Origin of the sequence: Caenibius tardaugens NBRC 16725 (assembly GCF_003860345.1) — a bacterium.
GTDB classification, from domain to species: Bacteria; Pseudomonadota; Alphaproteobacteria; order Sphingomonadales; family Sphingomonadaceae; genus Caenibius; species Caenibius tardaugens.
Genome location: NZ_CP034179.1, coordinates 82,545 through 103,790, shown reverse-complemented (window position 1 = coordinate 103,790; position 21,246 = coordinate 82,545). Strand labels below are relative to the sequence as shown.

Annotated in this window: 21 protein-coding genes; 9 read left to right on the top strand and 12 right to left on the bottom strand. The window is 61.9% G+C overall.

Features of this window, described 5'->3' with window-relative positions; genetic code table 11:
- Nucleotides 1-39 precede the first annotated feature (39 nt).
- The 4 genes from EGO55_RS00515 to EGO55_RS00500 all read left to right on the top strand — a co-directional run bounded on the left by EGO55_RS00515 (nt 40) and on the right by EGO55_RS00500 (nt 3,041).
- Nucleotides 40-1,200 carry a deoxyguanosinetriphosphate triphosphohydrolase gene (locus EGO55_RS00515; RefSeq protein WP_021689023.1) on the top strand — a complete coding sequence of 387 codons (1,161 nt, stop codon included), beginning with the start codon at nt 40-42 and terminating at the stop codon, nt 1,198-1,200.
- A complete protein-coding gene (locus EGO55_RS00510) occupies nt 1,193-1,915 on the top strand; it encodes an NAD(P)H-binding protein (protein WP_021689022.1) in 723 nt (240 codons plus the stop codon). Before EGO55_RS00515 ends, EGO55_RS00510 begins: the two co-directional genes overlap by 8 nt.
- A 65-nt stretch (nt 1,916-1,980) precedes the next feature.
- Nucleotides 1,981-2,433: an abscisic acid-deficient protein Aba4 family protein gene (locus EGO55_RS00505; RefSeq protein WP_021689021.1), complete on the top strand. Its 453-nt coding sequence runs from the start codon at nt 1,981-1,983 to the stop codon at nt 2,431-2,433.
- Nucleotides 2,430-3,041 (top strand): DUF938 domain-containing protein, encoded by a 612-nt coding sequence (locus EGO55_RS00500; protein ID WP_021689020.1) that lies wholly within the window; start codon nt 2,430-2,432, stop codon nt 3,039-3,041. Before EGO55_RS00505 ends, EGO55_RS00500 begins: the two co-directional genes overlap by 4 nt.
- Nucleotides 3,042-3,068: 27 nt before the next feature.
- On the opposite strand, the gene EGO55_RS00495 is transcribed toward EGO55_RS00500, so the two are convergent.
- From EGO55_RS00495 to EGO55_RS00480, 4 genes are all read right to left on the bottom strand, one after another.
- Nucleotides 3,069-3,197 carry an entericidin A/B family lipoprotein gene (locus EGO55_RS00495; protein ID WP_021689019.1) on the bottom strand — a complete coding sequence of 43 codons (129 nt, stop codon included), beginning with the start codon at nt 3,195-3,197 and terminating at the stop codon, nt 3,069-3,071.
- 79 nt (nt 3,198-3,276) lie between these two features.
- Complete coding sequence (locus EGO55_RS00490) at nt 3,277-4,188, bottom strand: DMT family transporter (protein WP_021689018.1); 912 nt, start codon at nt 4,186-4,188, stop codon at nt 3,277-3,279.
- Between the two features lie 84 nt (nt 4,189-4,272).
- Nucleotides 4,273-5,808: a TadA family conjugal transfer-associated ATPase gene (locus tag EGO55_RS00485; protein ID WP_084619886.1), complete on the bottom strand. Its 1,536-nt coding sequence runs from the start codon at nt 5,806-5,808 to the stop codon at nt 4,273-4,275.
- Nucleotides 5,809-5,949: 141 nt separating this feature from the next.
- Complete coding sequence (locus tag EGO55_RS00480) at nt 5,950-7,449, bottom strand: ArnT family glycosyltransferase (RefSeq protein WP_021689016.1); 1,500 nt, start codon at nt 7,447-7,449, stop codon at nt 5,950-5,952.
- A 71-nt stretch (nt 7,450-7,520) separates the two neighbouring features.
- Between EGO55_RS00480 and EGO55_RS00475 the strand changes: the two genes are divergently transcribed.
- Nucleotides 7,521-7,802: a hypothetical protein gene (locus EGO55_RS00475; protein ID WP_021689015.1), complete on the top strand. Its 282-nt coding sequence runs from the start codon at nt 7,521-7,523 to the stop codon at nt 7,800-7,802.
- Between the two features lie 71 nt (nt 7,803-7,873).
- On the opposite strand, the gene EGO55_RS00470 is transcribed toward EGO55_RS00475, so the two are convergent.
- The 7 genes from EGO55_RS00470 to EGO55_RS20860 all read right to left on the bottom strand — a co-directional run bounded on the left by EGO55_RS00470 (nt 7,874) and on the right by EGO55_RS20860 (nt 14,351).
- On the bottom strand, nt 7,874-8,131 hold the full coding sequence (locus EGO55_RS00470; RefSeq protein WP_021689014.1) for an ATP synthase F1 subunit epsilon: 258 nt from the start codon (nt 8,129-8,131) through the stop codon (nt 7,874-7,876).
- Nucleotides 8,132-8,135: 4 nt separating this feature from the next.
- Nucleotides 8,136-9,593, bottom strand: coding sequence for a F0F1 ATP synthase subunit beta (atpD, locus tag EGO55_RS00465; protein WP_021689013.1), 1,458 nt, complete (start codon nt 9,591-9,593; stop codon nt 8,136-8,138).
- Nucleotides 9,594-9,617: 24 nt separating this feature from the next.
- Complete coding sequence (locus EGO55_RS00460) at nt 9,618-10,496, bottom strand: F0F1 ATP synthase subunit gamma (RefSeq protein WP_021689012.1); 879 nt, start codon at nt 10,494-10,496, stop codon at nt 9,618-9,620.
- Nucleotides 10,497-10,519: 23 nt separating this feature from the next.
- The gene (gene atpA / locus EGO55_RS00455) at nt 10,520-12,049 is read right to left on the bottom strand and encodes a F0F1 ATP synthase subunit alpha (protein ID WP_021689011.1); all 1,530 of its coding nucleotides are present in this window, start codon (nt 12,047-12,049) and stop codon (nt 10,520-10,522) included.
- A 10-nt stretch (nt 12,050-12,059) separates the two neighbouring features.
- On the bottom strand, nt 12,060-12,614 hold the full coding sequence (locus tag EGO55_RS00450) for a F0F1 ATP synthase subunit delta (protein WP_021689010.1): 555 nt from the start codon (nt 12,612-12,614) through the stop codon (nt 12,060-12,062).
- Nucleotides 12,615-12,786: 172 nt separating this feature from the next.
- Nucleotides 12,787-14,046, bottom strand: coding sequence for a S1 family peptidase (locus EGO55_RS00445; RefSeq protein ID WP_210766608.1), 1,260 nt, complete (start codon nt 14,044-14,046; stop codon nt 12,787-12,789).
- A complete protein-coding gene (locus EGO55_RS20860) occupies nt 14,013-14,351 on the bottom strand; it encodes a hypothetical protein (RefSeq protein WP_210766607.1) in 339 nt (112 codons plus the stop codon). The genes EGO55_RS00445 and EGO55_RS20860 overlap by 34 nt, the downstream gene beginning before the upstream one ends.
- Before the next feature lie 79 nt (nt 14,352-14,430).
- On the opposite strand from EGO55_RS20860, the gene EGO55_RS00440 reads away from it, so the two are divergent.
- On the top strand, nt 14,431-15,480 hold the full coding sequence (locus EGO55_RS00440; protein WP_021689008.1) for a bifunctional transcriptional activator/DNA repair enzyme AdaA: 1,050 nt from the start codon (nt 14,431-14,433) through the stop codon (nt 15,478-15,480).
- Between the two features lie 3 nt (nt 15,481-15,483).
- Here the strand turns inward: EGO55_RS00440 and EGO55_RS00435 are convergent, their stop codons facing one another.
- Nucleotides 15,484-17,649, bottom strand: a complete 2,166-nt coding sequence (locus tag EGO55_RS00435) for a primosomal protein N' (RefSeq protein WP_021689007.1) — start codon at nt 17,647-17,649, stop codon at nt 15,484-15,486.
- A gap of 57 nt (nt 17,650-17,706) precedes the next feature.
- On the opposite strand from EGO55_RS00435, the gene EGO55_RS00430 reads away from it, so the two are divergent.
- The 3 genes from EGO55_RS00430 (at nt 17,707) to cobT (ending at nt 21,035) form a co-directional block, all read left to right on the top strand.
- Complete coding sequence (locus EGO55_RS00430) at nt 17,707-18,393, top strand: DUF4197 domain-containing protein (protein ID WP_040715003.1); 687 nt, start codon at nt 17,707-17,709, stop codon at nt 18,391-18,393.
- A gap of 107 nt (nt 18,394-18,500) precedes the next feature.
- Complete coding sequence (gene fsa / locus EGO55_RS00425; RefSeq protein ID WP_021689005.1) at nt 18,501-19,157, top strand: fructose-6-phosphate aldolase; 657 nt, start codon at nt 18,501-18,503, stop codon at nt 19,155-19,157.
- A 57-nt stretch (nt 19,158-19,214) separates the two neighbouring features.
- On the top strand, nt 19,215-21,035 hold the full coding sequence (gene cobT, locus EGO55_RS00420) for a cobaltochelatase subunit CobT (RefSeq protein WP_021689004.1): 1,821 nt from the start codon (nt 19,215-19,217) through the stop codon (nt 21,033-21,035).
- The last annotated feature ends 211 nt before the right edge of the window (nt 21,036-21,246 follow it).

Here is a 21,246-nt window from a genome sequence, read left to right as displayed (position 1 = left end):
TGTTGCCATGCGGCCCACCTCGGCTTAGGTCCGGGCCGCATGAATCGCGCGCCTTACGCCTCCGATCCCGCGCAGTCGCGCGGCCGTGAATATCCCGAAGATCGGGCCGGCACCCGCGGGCCGCGCAGTGAATTCCAGCGCGACCGTGACCGGATCATTCATTCGATTTCCTTCCGGCGCCTGCGCCATAAAACCCAGGTGTTCATCGCCCCCGATGGCGATCACTATCGGGTCCGGCTGACGCACAGCATCGAAGTGGCGCAGATCGGGCGGGTCATCGCCCGAACGCTCGGGCTGGACGAGGATCTGACCGAAGCCCTTTGTCTTGCCCATGATATCGGCCATCCGCCGTTCGGCCATGCCGGGGAAGATGCCCTGGACGCAGCCACGCGCGCACATGGTGGTTTCGATCACAACGCGATGGCGATGCGCATGCTGATGCGCCTCGACAGCCCCTATTGTGATCATGTCGGGCTCAATCTCACCTGGGAACTGCTTGAAGGGCTGGCAAAGCATAACGGCCCCGTAGCCGATCCGAACTGGGCACTGCGCGAACTGGATGCGGCGTTTCCGCTGGATCTGGGCAGTTACGCCTCGCTCGAAGCGCAAGTGGCCGCGCTGTCCGATGATATCGCCTATGACAATCACGATATTGATGATGGTCTGCGCGCAGGGTTTCTGGAACTGGACGATCTGCTGACATTGGATTTCGTGGCGGATCAGTGGCGCGTGGTCGAACGGCGTTTCCCCAACGCATCGCGGGAGAGCCAGTTGCGTGAACTGGTGCGGGGGCAGATCGGGCTGATGGTCAACGATCTGCTGGACCATACGCGCAGTGGGCTTGCGGGAATGGATTCCGTCGATGCGGTGCGGGGGGCGGATGCCGCTCTGGTGGGCTTTTCTCCGGCGGTTGCTGCTGAGGAACGCAGGCTGAAGAGCTTCATGTATGCCAGGCTCTACAACCATCCCGATCAGGTCAGTACGGCGGAACGTGCGCGCGATGTGATCGCTTCGCTGTTCAGTGCCTACGATGCCGACCCCGCGTTGATGACGGCGGAATGGGCCAATGCCCTTCCTGTCGCAGAGCCCGCGCGCAGCCGCCATATTGCGGACTTTATCGCGGGCATGACGGATAAGTACGCGATCGATCGTTACGCCGCGATTTTCGGCAAGGTGCCGGAAGGGCTGCGCAATGTCTAAACGGCGGGTGCTGGTCATCGGGGCGACCGGGCTGATCGGGCGTGCGGTCATGCAGTGCGCAGTGGGCTATGAGCCTGTGCATCTGGCTGCGATTGCCCGTCGCCGCATCGAATTGCCGATGGGCGCGCGGATGGAAATGTTCGTTGCGGATAGCGCGCATTGGGCGGACATCATTGAATCGCTGCAACCCGATGCGGTGGTGTGCGCCCTGGGGACGACCTGGGCCAAATCCGGGGAAGACGAGGACGCCTTCCGCGCAGTGGACGAAAAACTCGTTTTGCAGGTTGCCCAGGCCACAAAGGATGCCGGTATTCGCCAGTTTATCTGCGTTTCGGCAATTGGCGCAGGTCGGCAGAGCAAGCATCTCTATATGCGGGTCAAGGGCGAGGTTGAGGACACCTTGCAGAAGATGCGCTTTACCCGCCTCGATATTTTGCGCCCCGGTCTTTTGCGGGGAACGCGCGACGACGCCGATCCCCGGCCCCGGGAACGGCTGGCCATTACGCTGAGCCCGTTGATCGATTTGCTTCTGCATGGCAGTTATCGCCGTTATCGTTCGATTTCGGACAAGCGCATGGCGCAGGTCATTCTCGAACTGGCGCAGGAACGGGCGGGGGGGCGCTTCGTTCACGAATACGATTCCCTGATGCGCATCGCCCGCCGTTTTGAGCGGGATCGGGCGGAGCGCGACGGGGCGGGGCATGGCCAGCGGTAAAGGAAACTGGCCTGATTGCCGCCACTGATGCTATTCCATCCGCAAAGGCAGAGGGGATTGCAAGAATGTGGCACGCCTATTTCGCTATTACCAATATCGTTGCGCTGGCGGGCTGGGCGATCCTGCTCCTGTTGCCGCGCCGCCCGTTTCCGCTGGCACTCGTGCTTTATGGCTGTGTCGCCCTGCTTAGCCTGACGTATGTACTGGGGCTGGGATCGGTGCTGACCGGGGCTGTCGATCCCGGCGGGCCCTATTCGGATGGGGTGACGTTCTTTTCCGTCGAAGGTATTCGCGCGATTTCGGGCAATGATGCGGGTGTGGTGATTGGCTGGACCCACTATCTCGCCTTCGATCTGTTCATCGGCCTGTGGATCGCGCGCGATGCCGATGCCAAGGGCTTTTCGCGGATTGTTCAGGCCCTTGTGCTGCTGCTGGTGATGCTGGCCGGGCCAACCGGGCTGCTGCTGTGGTTGATCATCCGTGAAAAGGCCGCGCGCAAAATGGCAAAAGCATCATGAAACAGCATGCCCCCGCCGCCGGGCGCAATCGGGACCCGATCGCCGCAGTCCTTGCCGATGAATTGCCGCCCGCCGGGCTGGTTCTTGAAATCGCCAGCGGCACGGGGGAGCACGGCCTCTATTTTGCAGGTCGCTTCCCCGGTCTGGTCTGGCAACCCAGCGATCCGGACCCGGCAGCGCGGGCATCCATTGCAGCATGGCAGGACGATAGTGTCATGCCCAATCTCCTGCCACCGCTCGAACTGGATGCCATGCAGCCGGATTGGCCAATCGGGCGCGCCGATGCCGTACTGTGCATCAATATGGTGCATATCAGCCCATGGGAGGCCACCGAGGGTTTGTTCGCCGGTGCCAGCCGCATACTGCCCGCCGGTGGGGCACTGGTGCTATACGGACCCTATCTTGAGGATGATGTTCCTACGGCACCGTCAAACGCCGCGTTCGACGAAAGCCTGCAAATGCGCGATCCGCGCTGGGGCATGCGCAATGTGTCGATGATCGATGCGCTGGCCGAACATAACGGCTTTCGGCGGACACGGCGCGAAGCCATGCCCGCCAACAATCTTACGCTGGTCTATCGCAAACAGTGGAGAGATGCGCCGCTTTGACGCGGGCATCCCTGTTTGCAGCCGAGTTTACAGGGCGCGGTCAGCGGCCTCGCCTACGGATTCGACGTCGCGTCCCACGCCTTTGACTGTGTTGCATGCGGTCGCGGTGATCGCGATACCGCCAAGTGCCAGGGCAAGGATAAGCTTGCGGATCATGGTTCTGGTCCCTTTCTGTTTATGCCAGTGAATGCGGCAAATAGCGCAGAGGAAACGAGTAGCGGTTCCTTCTGTTCCGTTACCGTCCGAGTATGTTGTCGGCTTGGGACGACGCTTTGTGAAGCGCGTGTTCGCGCCATACGATTAACAGACCGGCAATTACGATCAGCGGCGCACCGATCCACGTTGCCGCGGGCGGAAACTCGCTGAACAGCAGAATGCCATAGATCGTCGACCACACGAGCCCGGTGTAATCCATCACGATCACGCTGGAAACCGGCCCCAGACGCAGGGCGAGCGTAAGGAGAATCTGGCCCGCCAGCCCGCAGACGCCAAGCGTGGCGAGCAGGGCCCAGGTGGTCGTGTCATGAGTCATGTCGACGAAGGGCAGCCCCAGCGCAAGAAATGGACTGGTAAAGGCGGCGAAGTAGAACACGATGGTCAGCGGCTCTTCCGATCGGTTCAGATCCTTGATCAGGATGGAAAGCAGCGCGATGGCAAAAGCCGAACCGAGCCCCACGACCAGGCCGAGCGGCGGTATCTCGACATCACCGGGCTGCGTGATGATCAGAATACCGGCAAAGCCGAGCATCAGGGCGGAAAGCCGCCAGGCGCCCACCCGTTCTTTCAGCATGAAAACCGAAAGGATCGTGGCGAAAAGCGGGGCGGTGAATTGCAGGGCCTGCGCTTCCGCAAGCGGCAGCATGATCGCGGCGCCAAATGTCATCGCCATGCCGGCGAGCCCCAGAAAAGCGCGACGGAAATGGTGGGAAACGCGCGCCGTCTTCAGGCGATGGAGCGCGCCTGTCATCATCAGGAAACCGATGATCAGCGGGACAGTGATAAACTGGCGCCAGAACATGATTTCGACGAACGACACACCGCGCGCGGCGACCAGTTTGACCAGCGCCATCATCGTCGCCAGCATGGCCACCGCGGCCACACGTACGGCGAGGGCCATCAAGGGGCGTTGTTGCGGCGCAGCGGGCATCGCTACGCCTTAGAGAGGCCTTATGCGCGATCAAGCCCTTTACGCGGGTGATCGCGCATTCCGCATGATTAACGGCAACAGCCGTCAGAGGCAGGCTTCGAGATAGGCCTGATCGAACCCGAACTGGCGGGCCTTTTCCAGTGTGTAGGGGCGCAGGCCCGACGTGCGGAATTCACCGATGATCTTCCCGTCGTCGGTTTCGTCGAGATACTCGAAATGGAACAGTTCCTGCGTCACGATCACATCGCCTTCCATCCCGATCACCTCGGTGATGTTGGTGGTGCGACGGGAACCGTCGCGCAGACGTTTCACCTGCACGATAAGGTCCACCGATTCTGCGATCTGGCGCGAAATGGCTTCTTTCGGGATCTTGATGTCGCCCATCAGGATCATGTTTTCCATACGGGCAAGGCATTCGCGCGGGCTGTTGGAGTGCAGGGTGCACATCGAGCCGTCGTGGCCGGTGTTCATGGCCGCCAGCAGATCGAAACATTCCGCGCCGCGAATTTCGCCCAGAATGATGCGATCCGGGCGCATACGCAGGGCGTTTTTCACAAGATCGCCAATGGTGATTTCACCCTGTCCCTCGAGGTTCGGAGGACGGGTTTCGAGCGGCAGCCAATGTGGCTGCTGCAGCCGGAGTTCGGCGGCGTCTTCGATGGTCAGCACGCGTTCGCCGGGGTCGATCATCTTCGACAGGGCGTTCAGCATGGTCGTTTTACCCGAGCCCGTACCGCCCGAGATGACCACGTTCATGCGGCATGCCCCGGCGATTTTCAGCGCGGTGCACATCTTGTCATCCATCGAGCCGAAATCTCGCAGCATGTCGAGCGTGATCGGCTTTTCGGAGAACTTACGAATCGAGATTGCGGTGCCGCGCAGGGACAGCGGGGGCACGATCACGTTGACACGGCTGCCGTCTTTCAGACGGGCGTCGGCGAGAGGGGTGGTCTGGTCGACACGGCGGCCGACCTGGTTCACGATGCGTTGGGCGATCTGGAACAGGTGTCCTTCATCGCGGAACTTGATTGTGGCGAGTTGCAGCTTGCCCTTTTTTTCGATGTAGGTCTGGTTCGGACCGTTCACCATGATGTCGGTAACGTCGGGGTCGGTCAGCAGTTCTTCCAGCGGACCAAAGCCGAGCAATTCGTCTACCAGCACCTTTTCCAGCGCGAATTGTTCGCGCCGGTTCAGCGTGATTTTCAGTTCCGCGAGCACTTCGAGAATGATCGGGCGGAATTCTTCTGACAGCTCTTCCTTGCTCAGCGTTGCGGCGGCTTCCGGGTCGACGCGTTCGAGCAGGCGGGGCAACACCTGTTCCTTGATCTTGTGAACGCTGGCTTCGAACCCTTCGACTTTCGCTTCGCCCGAAACCACGACATTCGCGCGATCGGCGAGGCGAGCCATGGGATCGGCACGCGCAGGGTCCGGTGCTGCACCTGGGACCAGATCATCGAGGAGCGGATCGCCCGGAACAGGGGGAAACTGACCGCCCTGCGGGGCCGGGCGTTCGTCGACGATGGGCATGCCGCCGCCTTTCATCGGGCGCGCTACCCCGAAAGTCGGCCTTGCCCCCGGAACCATGCCTCCAGCACTGGTTTTCCGTCCGAATGCGCTCATTCCAAACCCCTGTAAGACCTAGATTTATCCGGCTCATGCCGGTGCTATTTCCGTATTATTAATTATAAAGTTTTGAGAACTTCCTAACGCGGCGAGAAAGAGATGCTGCGCGCGATCGGATAGCAGCGGGTACAGTACCCCTCATCCGGTTGGGACAAGTTTGTCGTTACGTATCCAGACGATCAGTCGGCGGTTGTAGTTCGGGAAGCTGGAAACCCGCGTATAGTGCGCGCGTAATGCGGCATGGAGAACGGCCTGACTGCGCGCGCTTTGCGGGGTGACGGCACGGCTCGCCGTCACGACGGCCCCCGGGCGGTGGGAAAAGATGCGGGCTACTTCGGCGGCCTGATCCACGCCCAGCGCATGTTCCTCGAGCTTGTTGTTCAGATGATCGGGGTAGACGAACCGGGATGGCACGCAGCTGTCGGTTAACCGGTACAGAGCGACAGGACCGTCAAAAACATACAGGCAATCGCGATCGCGTCCGACGTAGGGGGCAATCGCGGCCGTGATTTCGCGGGCGGTTTCCCGGTGTTCGCGGGTAAAGGCGAGACGTTTGACCGGGCTTACGCCCGTGATGATCGCTGCGACCAGCAAAGCGCAGGCTGTCAGCCGCAAAGGACTTGCCCGGTCCATGAACGGCGTGGCGACCAGAATGGCGGGCGGTACCAGTGCGCCGTAATAATAGGGGTAGACTGTGGCAGGCAGCACCACCGTGAGGAAGGCCGCGACCATCCAGCCGATATGGAACAGATAGCGATCCATGTTGCGCGCCCGCTTTATGGGAAACGCCGTGTAAACGCCGTAGGCTGCGATTAACAACAAGGGAAACAGCAGTGTCAGCCGATGCGCGTCGAATCGTCCCGAAGCACTGGGCATGCGATCGAAGAAGGACAGGAAGTTTGCAAATACGAAGGCATCGAGGTGGCCCTGCGCGAGATAGAACAGCGCAACGAGCGCCGTGGGCAGCACGCCAAGAATGCCATACACGGCGGCGATGCGGGCAAGCCTCGCGGGACTGGCGCCGCTACGGAACTGGCCCCACAGCGCGTAGAGCCCGAAGAAGAGGCATTGCGGCAGGACAGTGTATTTGATCTGTAGCGCCAGCCCGCCGAGCAGCATGGCCCCACAGGTACGCATACCGGCATCCGCGCGTTGCGGATCGCGCACGAGCAGCGCCATGGCCACCATCAACGGCACATGGAAAATCTCGCTCTGTCCCCCATAACTTCCATAAAGCGCCATAAACAGGAGATAGAGCGCGGCGGCAGTGCACGATGCCAGCCGACCTGCGAGATCGCGCGCGAGGATGTAGGTGAGGGCGCTACCCGCCATAGCAAACAGGCTGGCCATGACCTGATAGGCTGCCGGGCCGGGGCCACCGATTCCGTGCGCTATCGCGAACAAGGCGAAAAGGCCGAACGGTTTTCGATCCCACAGATCGACAAACGGCAGTTCCCCCTGAGTCATGCGCCAGCCGACGAACGAATAAAGTTGTTCGTCGAAATCGATGATGGGATCGCCGAACCAGAGAAATCTAGTCAGCGCCGTGAAGAAAAGGATGACAGCCGCAGCGACGAGCCATTCCGGCAGGACAGCTTTGACAAGGGCAGGTTTTGCCGTGGTACTGATACTTGCCATCGTGTTAACCTTGGTCGGTGCGGGGCGGGCCCCTTCTTAAACGAAATGATTAATTATGGCTTACTAAAGGGATGACGCCGAGTTCGCGCAGTTGTTGGCTCTGTACGCGTCCTTTGGGGCAGCGGGTGGAATGGCACCATGCCGTGCCGCGACAGAAGGGCGGGCGGGTGGTGGTCCCCCTGCATCCGATCTGCCACAGGACCTTGCATGCGCATTTCACCAATGCCGAACTGGCGCGCATCGGAATGAATCGCGATGTCCTGTGCCTGCACGCGCCGGTCGCACGATTTCTCACATGGATCGCGGGCAAACCACCTGATTTCCATGCCCCGACGCACGGGAAAGGGCGCTGACGCACAGCCATGGCTATACGAAAAAGGGCGCCGCAGCGGGCGCCCTTTCTGTTCTGTCACGTCAAGGACGATCAGGCGTCGACATGTTCCGCCAGGACCGTGAGGCCATTGGCGCCCACTTCGGCGAAACCGCCGCGAACCTGGATTTCTTCGGGCTGCCCGTTTTCGGTCTTGTAGACCTGCACGGCGCCGTCACGGATGGTCGACATGAAGGGCGCATGGCCCTCCAGCACGCCGAATTCGCCTTCCGAACCGGGGACGACCACCATGTAGACGTCTTCGGAGCGGACCAGCTTGGCCGGCGTGACGAGTTCGAAGTGCAGGGCCATGATCTTAGGCGTCCTCTGCCAGCTTCTTGGCCTTTGCGACCGCTTCTTCGATGCCGCCAACCATGTAGAAGGCTGCTTCGGGCAGGTGGTCGTATTCGCCGTCGACGACAGCCTTGAACGACTTCACGGTGTCTTCAACCTGAACGAACTTGCCGGAGATGCCGGTGAAGACTTCTGCCACGTGGAACGGCTGCGAAAGGAAGCGCTGGATCTTGCGGGCGCGGGCGACCGTGATCTTATCTTCTTCCGACAGTTCGTCCATGCCGAGAATGGCGATGATGTCCTGCAGCGACTTGTACTTCTGCAGCGTTTCCTGAACGCGACGCGCCGTTTCGTAGTGTTCCTGGCCGACAACGGCCGGGGTCAGCACGCGGCTGGTGGAGTCGAGCGGGTCAACGGCCGGGTAGATACCCAGTTCGGAGATCGCACGGTTCAGCGTGGTCGTTGCGTCCAAGTGGGCGAACGAGGTTGCCGGCGCAGGGTCGGTAAGGTCGTCGGCCGGAACGTAAATGGCCTGCACCGAGGTGATCGAACCCTTGGTGGTGGAGGTGATGCGTTCCTGCAGCGCGCCCATGTCGGTCGACAGGGTCGGCTGATAACCCACGGCCGAAGGAATACGGCCAAGCAGAGCGGACACTTCGGAACCGGCCTGCGTGAAGCGGAAGATGTTGTCCACGAAGAACAGCACGTCTTGGCCTTCCTGGTCACGGAAGTATTCCGCCATGGTCAGACCCGACAGAGCCACGCGAGCGCGGGCGCCCGGGGGTTCGTTCATCTGGCCGAACACCAGCGCAACCTTAGAACCTTCCGGGGTCGGGTTGCCGTCGGCGTCCTTGGCGATAACGCCTGCGTCGAGGAATTCGTGGTAAAGGTCGTTGCCTTCGCGGGTACGTTCACCAACGCCAGCGAACACGGACACACCACCGTGGCCCTTCGCGATGTTGTTGATCAGTTCCTGAATAAGCACGGTCTTGCCCACGCCGGCGCCGCCGAACAGGCCGATCTTGCCGCCCTTTGCGTAAGGGGCGAGAAGGTCGATAACCTTGATGCCGGTGACGAGAATGGCCGCTTCGGTCGACTGGTCGACGAAGAGCGGGGCTTCTGCGTGGATCGGGGCGAACTGGTCAGCGCCAACCGGGCCGCGTTCGTCGATCGGTTCCCCGACGACGTTGAGAATGCGGCCGAGCGTCTTCGGACCGACCGGAACCGAAATCTGCGCGCCGGTACTGGTCACGCTCTGACCACGGGTCAGACCGTCGGTGGAGTCCATCGCGATCGTGCGGACGGTGTTTTCACCCAGGTGCTGGGCAACTTCGAGAACAAGGCGGTTGCCGTTGTTGTCGGTTTCCAGTGCGGTGAGAATTGCGGGCAGTTCACCTTCAAAGGTCACGTCGACGACGGCGCCGATGACCTGGCTGATGGTGCCATTGGTGGTCTTGTTGAGAACGGGGGCGGTGGCCATGGTCTTATCCTTGCCTGTGATCTCTTACAGCGCTTCTGCGCCGGCGATGATTTCGATGAGTTCGGTGGTAATCGCGGCCTGACGGCTGCGATTGTACTGGATGGTCAGCTTGTTGATCAGATCGCCAGCATTGCGCGTGGCGTTGTCCATCGCTGTCATCGATGCACCCTGTTCGGATGCGGCGATTTCCAGCAGTGCGCCGAAAAGCTGCGTCTTGAGATAACGCGGCAGCAGCTCGGCGAGGATAGCTTCCTCTTCCGGCTCGTATTCCACCACGGCACCCGAATTGTCCTCGGCAGCCTGCTTGGGAGCGGGCACCGGGATGATCTGCTGCTCGGTCGGGTCCTGTGCCAGCGCCGACTTGAACGTGGCGTAGACCAGGTGCGCGACATCGAACTTGCCGGAATCGTAGAGACCGGTCAGCTCGTTGGCGATCGCTTCCGCTTCTTCGTAGCCCGGCGTACGGACAACCGAAGTATCGAAACCGCCGATGATCGCATCGGGGAACGCGCGCCGGATCGGTGCACGGCCCTTCTTGCCGACGAGATAGAACGACACCGACTTGCCGTCTGCGATCAGTGCGCGGGCCTTGGCCAGCGCGGCGCGGACAACGTTGGAGTTGAGGCCGCCGCAGAGGCCCTTGTCGGTGTTGATGACGACCAGCAGTTGACGCTGGTCAGAGCCGGTACCGGCAAGCAGGCGGGGGCTGTTTTCACTGACCGTGATCTTGCTGGCCAGCGAGCCCATCACGTCCGCCAGCCGTTCGGCATAGGGACGCGCGGCTTCTGCCGCGGCCTGCGCTTTACGCAGTTTCGCGGCAGCAACCATCTGCTTGGCCTTGGTGATCTTCTGGGTCGACTTGACCGAGTTGATCCGGCCTTTGAGTTCCTTAAGCGAGGCCATGACGGCTCCCTGTTAAGTGTGGCTCAGGCGAACTGCTTGGCGAACTGGTCGAGAGCAGCAACGGTCTTGGACTTGGCTTCATCGCCGAAGTCCTTGGTGTCGCGGATCAGGGCCAGAACGTCGGCATGTTCCGAATGCATGTAGCTGAGCATGGCAGCTTCATACTCGGTGACACGGCCAACGGGCAGTGCGTCGAGGTAGCCGTTGGTACCGGCGAAGATCGAAAGGGTCTGTTCTTCGAACGACAGCGGCGAGAACTGGGCCTGCTTGAGCAGTTCCGTCAGGCGGGCACCGCGGTTCAGCAGCTTCTGGGTCGAAGCGTCGAGGTCCGAACCGAACTGCGCGAAGGCAGCCATTTCGCGGTACTGGGCGAGTTCGAGCTTAATCGAACCGGCAACCTTCTTCATCGCCTTGGTCTGGGCTGCACCACCCACACGCGACACCGACAGACCAACGTTAATGGCCGGACGGATGCCCTGGTAGAACAAACCGGTTTCAAGGAAAATCTGGCCGTCGGTGATCGAAATCACGTTGGTCGGAATGTAGGCCGACACGTCGCCAGCCTGCGTTTCGATGATCGGCAGAGCGGTCAGCGAACCTGCGCCCTGTTCGTCGTTCATCTTTGCAGCGCGTTCCAGAAGGCGGCTGTGGAGATAGAACACGTCACCCGGATAGGCTTCGCGGCCCGGCGGACGACGCAGGAGCAGCGACATCTGACGATAGGCAACGGCCTGCTTGGAAAGGTCGTCATACACGATCACGGCGTGCATGCCGTTGTCGCGGAAGAATTCACCCATCGCAGCGCCGGTGTAGGGAGCGAGGTACTGCATCGGCGCCGGTTCCGAAGCGGTTGCGGCGATCACGATGGAATATTCCATAGCGCCGTTTTCTTCGAGCTGACGCACGATCTGTGCGACGGTCGAACGCTTCTGACCGACGGCAACGTAGATGCAGTAGAGCTTCTTGCTCTCGTCGGTGCCCTGATTGGCTTCCTTCTGGTTAATGAAGGTATCGATGGCGACAGCGGTCTTGCCGGTCTGACGGTCGCCGATGATCAGTTCGCGCTGGCCACGGCCAACCGGAACCAGTGCGTCAATGGCCTTGAGGCCGGTCTGCACGGGTTCGTGAACCGATTTACGCGGGATGATGCCCGGGGCCTTGGTTTCAACGCGCGCACGCTTGTCAGCCACGATCGGGCCCTTGCCGTCGATCGGGTTGCCGAGAGCGTCAACCACGCGGCCGAGCAGGCCCTTGCCGACGGGGACGTCCACGATGGTGCCGGTGCGCTTGACGCTGTCACCTTCGCGGATGTTGGCGTCCGACCCGAAGATCACGACACCGACATTGTCGGATTCGAGGTTGAGGGCCATGCCCTGAATGCCGTTGGCGAATTCGACCAATTCACCGGCCTGAACGCTGTCCAGACCATGAATACGAGCGATGCCGTCACCGACCGACAGCACGCTGCCGACTTCGCTGACCTGAGCTTCGGTACCGAAGCTGGCGATCTGGTCCTTAATGACCTTGGAGATTTCTGCGGCGCGGATTTCCATGTTCAGCCTTTCAGCCCTTCATCGCGTGAGCGAGACTATTGAGACGGGTACGGATCGAACTGTCGATCCGTTTGGAACCGATGGTGACGACGAGCCCGCCAAGAAGGTCAGGATCGACGCTGGTGCGGATCTTTACATTGCGGCCTTCGCGGGCCTTGAGCTTTTCCTGCAGGCTGGAAACCTGCTCGTCGGAAAGAGGGTGTGCGCTGGCGACTTCGGCCGTCACTTCGCCGCGCTGAACCGCAGCGATTGCGGAGAAGGCGCGGATAACGGCGGGCAATTGCGACAGACGGCGATTTTGCGCGAGAACCCCGAGAAAATTGCCGGTCAGCTTGTCGAGGCCGAGATGGCCCGCCAGTGCGGTCATTGCCTTGCCGAGATCGGCGCGGCTGATTTCGGGGTTTTTGATCAGAGCCGAAAGATCGGCTGATTCGTTGAGGGCCGCACCGAGCTTATCAAGATCGGATTCGACCGAAGTTACGTTGCCTGCCTCGGATGCGAGATCGAACAGGGCCACTGCATAGCGGCCTGCTAGGCTAGCCTGAATACCGGCGGAAATCTCCACGCGCGAAGGTCCTCTTGGGTCCGAAGAAACGGAAAATTTTTCCCTACGCAAAAAGATGCCCACAAGGGCACCCCCGGCAAGGTTGGCGGGCCCCTAACACCGAGGCGGAAGTGATGCAACCCGAGTCGAACCTGTTCTCGCGACTATCTTGTGAAGATGGCTGTATCGCGCCTTAATTGGCAATGCGGCAGGTATAGACGAGCCGCTCGTTAGGCTGCGTGGGCAGCAGCGCGGTGAGGCTGGCCTGCTGATCTCCGAAACTGCGCGCACGCGCTTCTCCGCCGCCGCATGCCGGGGGCTGGTACTTTGCCCGTTCGGTTCGCACCGCGCTCATCGCATTGTGATCGAGCAGATAACGCTCCACCCGATATTCACGCTTGTCGGGGGAATAACGGGCAACGGACACGGCTTCTTCGTCCTGCGGGACCAGTACGCGTGACCATTGGCCGCCTGAGAGGCCATATTGGCTGCGGCTGTTCACACAGCCATCGCTGGACCAGGTCAGCGGCACATCGGGCGTGTCGGCGGTGGTCACGCGGCTGCGGCTGAGATCGATCGTGCACACCAGCTTGCTCGCGGCGGCTGCATTGGCAACCGGTTTCGGTTTTTCTGCGGCAGGTTTGGTGTGCTTTGCCAGCGCGGCCACCGCGCGTTGTTCCACCTGATTCATACCCGGCCGGGTAAACCACGCGACAAGCATGGCGATGAGCAGAACCCCGGTCACGGCACCGGCGAGCTTCGTGCGGCGGCGGTCACCCGTCTGCTGCATATGCCATGTATAAAGGCCTGCGAGCACCGACAGGGCGAGCAGCAATCCGGCCAGAGCCAGGCGGTTGTCGCGGGTTTCGACAATCGCGTACATCGCATCGCGCCGCGCATTTTCGCGATTTTGGGCGCTTTCCGCTTCCTGACGGTGGGCCAGTTCCATCGCCGCCCGCGCATCGCGTTCAGACTGGGCGCGTTCCTGCGCATCGAGTTCGGCCAGACTGCGGCAGGGCAAGCCATTGACCACGGGTTCGACCCCATTCGCACGCAGGAAAGGCAGAATTTCACGGGCCGAGACCGCGAAGAAAAATTCTGCATCAGCCCCCTGGGAATCGGTGCCGAAACTGTTGGCCCCGATCACGCGGCCGCAACTGTCCAGCAAGGGCCCGCCCGAATTGCCCCGCGCGATCGGTGCGGTGTGCAGGATCGTGTCGAATTCGCGCGTCGGCCGTTCACCCGATACGAACCCCTGGCTTTTCACCGGGGGTTGCGGGCGGAGCACATCGGCAACCGACAGGCCCTGCGCGCGATCGACATTCATGGGATAGCCCACGGCGGCAACCTGACTGCCATCCTGCGGGGGCGTGCTGGCAATGGCGAGAGGAGGAAGATTCAGAGGCTCGGTGGTTTCGATCAACGCCAGATCGTTTTTCGGCGAATAGGCCATGACGCGCCCGGCAACGGCCGCACCCCCTTGTGGGGGACGATGCCAAGTGTCAGGCCGGGCAGGTCCATCACTTCGCGCACGACATGGGCGTTAGTGACTATGCGGTTGTTCTGAACCACAAAACCCGTTCCGTGCGAGATGGGATACAACTGGTCGCCATCGTGCCCAAGTACGACGACGCGCACGACCCCGCGCGCCGCCGCGGCCACATCGGACGGGTCGGCACCTGCCGAAGAAGGGAGCGCAAACAGCCCCAGAAACAGGGCGAGAGCGGCGACAACACGGGGAAACAGGCCTGCGATCATCGCGCCTACATGCCATCATCTGTTTTAAGCGCAAGAATCGGGACGTATTTTATTCGACGCCAACTATATTGGCGGCATGATGATTGCAGATCCCGATCTTGTGGCAGAGATGCAGGCGGCGTTTGACGCACGCGACCGTTCGCGGGACGGGGAATTCGTGATCGCCGTCCATACGACGGGGATATATTGCCGGCCGAGTTGCCCGGCACGCCGACCCAGGCCGGAGAACATTGCCTTCTATCCGGACAATGCCAGCGCCGAAGCCGCCGGATATCGCCCCTGCAAACGGTGCCGCCCCGACGAGGCGGCGCGTGATGCCTTGGCTGTGGAACGCGCCGTAGCAGCGATGCAGGCGGCTGATTCGCCAGTCACGCTGGAGCAACTGGCCGCGATCACCGGTTATTCGCCCGCGCATTTTCAGCGCATTTTTACCCGTGCGATGGGCCTTTCCCCGGCAGCTTATGGCCGGGCCCTGCGGGTAGACCGGGCCAAGCAGGCTTTGCGCGATGGGGCGCGGGTCAGCGATGCGATTTATGACGCGGGCTTTTCCGCACCGTCGCGCTTCTATGCGGCAATGAACGGGAGATTGGGTATGGCGCCATCGGCATGGGCGAAGGGCGGGGCGGGAACCACAATCGACTGGGCCGTGGCCGAGACGAGCCTTGGCGCGATGCTGATCGCCGCCACGGCAAAGGGGATTTGTCGGCTCTCGTTTGGTGAAGGCGAACGGGAACTGGCAGCGCGTTTCCCCAATGCTGAACTGCGCGAAGGCGGGGCGCATGTCGCGGCCTTGCGCGATCGCGTGATCGCCGCAGTGGAACAGCCGCAGGGTGCGATCGATCTACCGCTCGATGTGGAAGGGACGGCCTTTCAGGAACGGGTGTGGCAGGCGTTGCGCGCGATCCCCGCCGGGGAAACGCGCACCTATGCGCAAATCGCAAGTGCAGCGGGAAATCCTACGGCAGTGCGGGCAGCGGGCAGTGCCAATGGCGCCAATCCGGTCGCGGTGCTGGTGCCTTGTCACCGCGTGATCCGCACGGACGGCAGCCTCGGTGGCTATGCCTATGGCACCGCTATCAAGCAGGAGCTTTTGCGGCGTGAAGCGGGGGTGCAGGGTGGCCGCCGCTAGGCTCTAGACGAAGCTGTAGGGATCGATATCCACGCTTACCCGGATGCTGTTGGGCAACTGGAAGGCGCCCAGCCATTCGCGGATGACATCCTGCAATTGCGCGGTGCGCCGGGCGTTGACCAGCAGACGATAACGATACCGTCCGCGAAGCAGAGCCAGAGGTGCGGGCGCCGGGCCGAGAATGGCGATGTCGGGTAATTCGGGCCGTTTGCCGCCAATCGCTCGCGCGGCATCGCGGGCTTCGGCTTCATCCTCGCTCGACACGATAATCGCGGCCCAGCGGCCGAAAGGTGGCGCACCTGCTTCCCGCCGCGCCTCCGTTTCCGCGGCATAGAAGGCATCGCGATCGCCCGCGGCCAGCGCGGTGATCACGGGGGCATCGGGGTGCCTTGTCTGGATCAGCACTTCGCCCGGCTTGGTTCCGCGCCCGGCGCGGCCCGCCACCTGTGCGATCTGTTGATAGGTCCGTTCGGCGGCGCGCAGATCCCCACCTTCAAGGCCAAGATCGGCATCGACCACGCCCACGAGCGTCAGTTCGGGGAAGTGGAAGCCTTTCGTCACCAGTTGCGTGCCGACAATCACGTCGATCTGCTTCGCTTGGGCCATGGCGATGAAATCCGATGCCCGTTCGGGCGTGTTGAGCGTATCGGACGTGGCCACGGCAACGCGTGCTTCGGGCAGCAGTTCGGCCACTTCATCCGCGATCCGTTCGACACCCGGACCGCAGGCGACCAGACAATCCTGTGTGCCGCATTCGGGGCAGGCGGGCGGGGGCGGGGTTTCATGGCCGCAATGGTGGCACGCCAGCCGCTGCGAGAAGCGATGTTCGACCAGCCAGGCGCTGCAATTGGGGCACTGGAAACGATACCCGCAGTGGCGGCACAGGGTGAGCGGTGCGTATCCGCGCCGGTTGAGGAACAGCAGCGATTGTTCGCCGCGTTCGGCACGCAGTTCGAGTTGTTCGACCAGCTTTGGGGCGAGCCACCGGCCGCGCGGCGGCGGATCATTGCGCAGGTCGACCACCGAAATGGCGGGCAATTGCGCGCCGCCATAGCGGGCGGAGAGTTCGACCCGCTGATAAACGCCGCTTTCCGCCATTTGCAGGCTTTCCAGCGCGGGGGTGGCACTGGCCAGCACCACCGGGATTTTTGCAAACCGCCCGCGCATGATCGCCACATCGCGGGCGTTGTAACGCACGCCGTCATCCTGCTTGAAACTGATCTCGTGCGCTTCGTCGACGACGATCAGGCCAAGCTTGGCGTATGGCAGGAACAGGGCAGAGCGTGCCCCCACCACGACTTGGGCCTCGCCACTGGCAATGGCGCGCCAGGCGCGGCGGCGCTCGGTCGATTTGAGCGAGGAATGCCACGTGACCGGGGCCGCGCCGAAGCGATCCTCAAACCGTTTGAGAAAGGCTTCTGTCAGGGCGATTTCGGGCAGCAGCACCAGAACCTGTTTGCCGCGTTCGAGCGCAGCGGCCATGGCTTCGAAATAGACTTCGGTCTTGCCCGAACCGGTCACTCCGTCGAGCAGGAACGGCGTGAACCCTCCGTCCGAAACTGCCGCGATAAAACGATCCGCCACCGCTTGCTGTTCAGGGTTCAGCACGGGCACGGCATAGAGGGAATCGGCCCGGGGGAAAGGGCGATCGCAATCGACCGCAACGGGTTCCAGAACACCCTGATTGACCAGACCGCGCAAGACCCCTTCGGACACACCGGTCAGCGCTGCCAATTCCCGCAAGGTGGCCTGTTCCCCCTGCAACCGGTCCATCGCCTGTTCGCGTTGCGCGGTCATCCGTTCGGGCTCCGCGCCCGACAGGCGATATTCGGTCATTGTCGCGGGGCCTTTCAGCGCCCCACCGCTCGACAGGACCATGCGCGCCACCGCTGCCGGGCTGGCGCAGTAATAATCCGCAGTCCATTCCACCAGCCGCCGCAATTCGTCGGGCAGGGGTGGTACGGGCAGCACACCGAAAATCGGGCGCAATTTGCTGTCGGGAACCGAGTTGGCATCCAGCCGTCCCTCATCCCAGACAATGCCGAAGATTTCACGAGGGCCGAGTGGCGCGCGGACGACCGAGCCCGGCTTGACAACCATGCCATCGGGCACACGATAATCGAGCGGACCAAGTGCGGCGTTGAGGACAAGAAGGCGGACGCGGTTCATGAGTGGCCACTATATGGGGCGGGGCATGCCCGGTGGGCAAGGATAGAGGAGCAAGGAATGCGGGGATCAATCGAAATGCGCATAGGGCGCAGGGCCATGCTGGGCGGGCTCGTGGCAACCGGGCTGCTGGCTTTGCCCGCTTGTTCGACAATGCAGGGCTACAGTCTGACGGATGCGATCCGGCGGCTCCTGCTGCTGTCCAGCCAAAATGCGTTTGACCGGCTGACCGCGCCGGGGGGCTTCTACGAAGATCGGTTGAGCCGGATCGAATTGCCGCAGGGGCTGGGCAAGGGCGGTGACAAACTGACGAATTTTCTGACCTCCGCCGTATTCAGGGAGCAGTTGGAAAAAGGTTTCGCAAAGATCGCGCGTAGAGGGGCCGCCTATGCCGCGCCGCGCGTGGCAGACGCGATCCGCACGGTCTCGATCCCCGATGCACAGGCCCTGATCCGCAGCGGCCCGACCGGTGCCACGCAGTTTCTGCGACAGGCCATGGGTGGTTCGCTGATTGAGGTCATGGTGCCTGAACTGGGCGAGGCGATCCGTGTCGCGGATGATCCGCTGGTCGCGCAGGCGATCGCCAGCCTGACCGGTCTGGATAATGCCGGGGGACTGGCGCGTAATCTGGCCGGGCAGGTGGATGCGCAGATATGGAACGCCATAGGGCGGGAAGAGGAAACGATGCGGGCGCATCCCGACACCATCGCCGACCCGCTGTTGCGGCACCTGTTCAAGGCTTCGTAACGGGCTGGCGAACTACCATGGGAAAGGATGGTGCCCATCTTCCCTAGCGAACAGGGTCTGGCTTGGCTAAGGCAGGGGGAATCGCTTTTCCCCCTCCGGAGCATGCCATGAAATTCTTCGCCGACACCGCCGAAATCGCCGATATCAAGGAACTGGCTGCGACCGGTTTGCTCGATGGCGTCACCACCAATCCCAGCCTTATTGCCAAATCCGGCCGTGATTTCATGGAAGTGACCAAGGAAATTTGCGGAATCGTCAATGGTCCGGTCAGCGCCGAAGTGGTCGCGCTCGATCACGAAACGATGATGAAGGAAGCCGAAGTCCTGCGCAAGATCGCGGACAACGTCTGCATCAAGGTGCCGCTCACGATCGACGGCCTCAAGACCTGCAAGGCGTTGACCGATGAAGGCACCATGGTCAATGTCACGCTGTGTTTCTCCGCCAATCAGGCGCTGCTGGCGGCCAAGGCGGGCGCAACATTCGTGTCGCCGTTCGTGGGGCGGCACGATGACAACGGCTTCGACGGGATGGACCTGATCCGCGATATCCGCCTGATTTACGACAACTATGCATTCGAAACGGAAATCCTCGTTGCGTCGGTGCGCAATGGTATCCACGTGCTGGAAAGCGCGCGGATCGGGGCCGACGTGGCGACAATGCCGCCCGCCGTGATCAAGGGGCTGGTCAAGCATGTGCTGACCGACAAGGGGATCGAAGGGTTCCTTGCCGATTGGGCCAAGACCGGCCAGACAATCATCCGATAAGCAACAGCCGCCACCGGATCGCATTGGCCGTGGCGGCCGAACAGAACGTCCGTAATCATGTCAGAAGAATCTCCTCTCGATCGGTTTAAATCCGCATTGACCGGCGCCAGCCGGGCCATCGCGCACGAGCCGGAGCTTGAGCTGACATGGACGGCGGATTCCCCCGCGCAATCGGGCAAGAATCTGCGCGTGCCCATGCCGGGGCGCGGCCTGCCGCGCGACAAGGCGATGGAAGCCCGCGGTTTTGCCGACAGCTTTTCCTTGCGTCTGCGCCATCACAACGATGCGCTGCACATGCGCAACGCCCCGATCGAACCGTCCGCACGCGCCTGTTTCGATGCGGTGGAAACCGTGCGTTATGAGGCACTCGGATCAAGGGACTATGCCGGAATCCGGCAGAATATCGGGGCCGCCGAAGATGTGCGGCTGGCGTCCGATCCGATTGCCCGTGCCACCAGTCCCGGTGAAGTGCCGGTGCAGGTTGCGCTTGCCCTGATGCTGCGCGAACGGCTCACCGGGCAAGCCGTGCCGGATGTCGCCAAAGCGGGCGTGGACATGGTGCGCGGCTGGATTGAAGAGCGCGCCGGGGCGGACTTTGACCGGCTGGCCGAATCGCTGGACGATCAGCAGGCGTTTCAGGCGCTTTCGCTCGAAATGTTGCGCCATCTCGAACTGGTGCAGGCCGAACCGCTGGAACCCGACACCCCTGACAATGATGACGAACAGGACGACGACGACGGCGCCGAGGATCAGGAAGGCGAGGAAGACAGCGAATCCGGCGAAGACACCCGGCGTGAAATGTCGGGCGATTTCGAAGAGGGTGAGCAGGGCGACGAAACCGATTCCGAACCCGAACCCGACGGCGAAATGGGGGAGGCCGATGTCGAGGACGAAGGGCAGGAAGGGATGCTGCCCGTCCGCCCGAACCGCCCCTGGACCGACTTTCCGGCGGACTTCCAGTACAAGGTCTATACCGAACGTTTCGATGAGGTCGTGGGCGCAGAAGAACTCTGCGATGACGAGGAACTGACCCGTCTGCGCGCTTATCTCGACAGCCAGCTGACCGGGTTGCAGGGCGTTGTCACGCGCCTCGCCAACCGGTTGCAGCGGCGTTTGATGGCGCAGCAGAACCGCAGCTGGGATTTCGATCAGGAAGAAGGCATCCTCGATGCCGCGCGGCTTGCGCGGGTGATTGTCTCGCCCGGGCAATCGCTGTCCTACAAGGTGGAACACGACGTCGAGTTCAAGGATACCGTCGTCACCCTGTTGATCGACAATTCCGGATCGATGCGCGGGCGCCCGATTTCCATTGCCGCGATCAGCGCCGATGTGATGGCCCGCACGCTGGAACGCTGCGGGGTCAAAGTCGAAATTCTCGGTTTCACCACGCGCGCGTGGAAAGGCGGGCAAAGCCGCGAGGCATGGCTGGCCGAAGGCAAGCCCGCCACCCCGGGGCGCCTCAATGATCTGCGGCATATCGTCTACAAGAAGGCTGACGAACCGTGGCGGCGCGCGCGCCGTAATCTCGGCCTGATGATGCGCGAAGGGCTGCTGAAGGAAAATATCGACGGTGAAGCGCTGCTCTGGGCGCACAACCGCCTTCTGGCGCGGCATGAGGATCGCCGTATCCTGATGGTGATTTCCGACGGTGCGCCGGTCGATGATTCCACGCTTTCGGTCAACAATGCCGGTTATCTCGAGGCGCATCTGCGCAAGGTGATCGAATGGATCGAACGGCTCAGCCCTGTACAACTGATCGCCATTGGCATCGGCCACGATGTGACCCGTTACTACAAACGCGCGGTCACGATCATGGATGCCGAGCAACTGGGCGGTACAATTGTCGAACAACTTGCCGACCTGTTTGAAGTCGAATAAATTTCCTCGCGCGCCTGTTTCCGGCGTTTGGGGAAGGTCTTGAAACATTTCGGATTGGGCGAAACGACTCGCCCTGCGATGGGAGCCAACTGAACCGGTCTGGCATTTGCCATAGTCGTACCCCCGGAGGACGATGCCGTAAGCGGCATCTCATGAGCGATGCTTCGTGCTGGACTGGCAGCAGTCGGCGTGGCGCAGGATGGAAGGATAG

Excerpts from the sequence above, each read along its gene's own strand:
- EGO55_RS00515 (WP_021689023.1), top strand. The coding sequence starts at position 40 with ATGAATCGCGCGCCTTACGCCTCCGATCCCGCGCAGTCGCGCGGCCGT.
- EGO55_RS00510 (WP_021689022.1), top strand. The coding sequence starts at position 1,193 with ATGTCTAAACGGCGGGTGCTGGTCATCGGGGCGACCGGGCTGATCGGG.
- EGO55_RS00505 (WP_021689021.1), top strand. The coding sequence starts at position 1,981 with ATGTGGCACGCCTATTTCGCTATTACCAATATCGTTGCGCTGGCGGGC.
- EGO55_RS00500 (WP_021689020.1), top strand. The coding sequence starts at position 2,430 with ATGAAACAGCATGCCCCCGCCGCCGGGCGCAATCGGGACCCGATCGCC.
- EGO55_RS00495 (WP_021689019.1), bottom strand. The coding sequence starts at position 3,197 with ATGATCCGCAAGCTTATCCTTGCCCTGGCACTTGGCGGTATCGCGATC.
- EGO55_RS00490 (WP_021689018.1), bottom strand. The coding sequence starts at position 4,188 with ATGCCCGCTGCGCCGCAACAACGCCCCTTGATGGCCCTCGCCGTACGT.
- EGO55_RS00485 (WP_084619886.1), bottom strand. The coding sequence starts at position 5,808 with ATGAGCGCATTCGGACGGAAAACCAGTGCTGGAGGCATGGTTCCGGGG.
- EGO55_RS00480 (WP_021689016.1), bottom strand. The coding sequence starts at position 7,449 with ATGGCAAGTATCAGTACCACGGCAAAACCTGCCCTTGTCAAAGCTGTC.
- EGO55_RS00475 (WP_021689015.1), top strand. The coding sequence starts at position 7,521 with ATGACGCCGAGTTCGCGCAGTTGTTGGCTCTGTACGCGTCCTTTGGGG.
- EGO55_RS00470 (WP_021689014.1), bottom strand. The coding sequence starts at position 8,131 with ATGGCCCTGCACTTCGAACTCGTCACGCCGGCCAAGCTGGTCCGCTCC.
- atpD (WP_021689013.1), bottom strand. The coding sequence starts at position 9,593 with ATGGCCACCGCCCCCGTTCTCAACAAGACCACCAATGGCACCATCAGC.
- EGO55_RS00460 (WP_021689012.1), bottom strand. The coding sequence starts at position 10,496 with ATGGCCTCGCTTAAGGAACTCAAAGGCCGGATCAACTCGGTCAAGTCG.
- atpA (WP_021689011.1), bottom strand. The coding sequence starts at position 12,049 with ATGGAAATCCGCGCCGCAGAAATCTCCAAGGTCATTAAGGACCAGATC.
- EGO55_RS00445 (WP_210766608.1), bottom strand. The coding sequence starts at position 14,046 with ATGGCCTATTCGCCGAAAAACGATCTGGCGTTGATCGAAACCACCGAG.
- EGO55_RS20860 (WP_210766607.1), bottom strand. The coding sequence starts at position 14,351 with ATGATCGCAGGCCTGTTTCCCCGTGTTGTCGCCGCTCTCGCCCTGTTT.
- EGO55_RS00440 (WP_021689008.1), top strand. The coding sequence starts at position 14,431 with ATGATTGCAGATCCCGATCTTGTGGCAGAGATGCAGGCGGCGTTTGAC.
- EGO55_RS00435 (WP_021689007.1), bottom strand. The coding sequence starts at position 17,649 with ATGAACCGCGTCCGCCTTCTTGTCCTCAACGCCGCACTTGGTCCGCTC.
- EGO55_RS00430 (WP_040715003.1), top strand. The coding sequence starts at position 17,707 with ATGCGGGGATCAATCGAAATGCGCATAGGGCGCAGGGCCATGCTGGGC.
- fsa (WP_021689005.1), top strand. The coding sequence starts at position 18,501 with ATGAAATTCTTCGCCGACACCGCCGAAATCGCCGATATCAAGGAACTG.
- cobT (WP_021689004.1), top strand. The coding sequence starts at position 19,215 with ATGTCAGAAGAATCTCCTCTCGATCGGTTTAAATCCGCATTGACCGGC.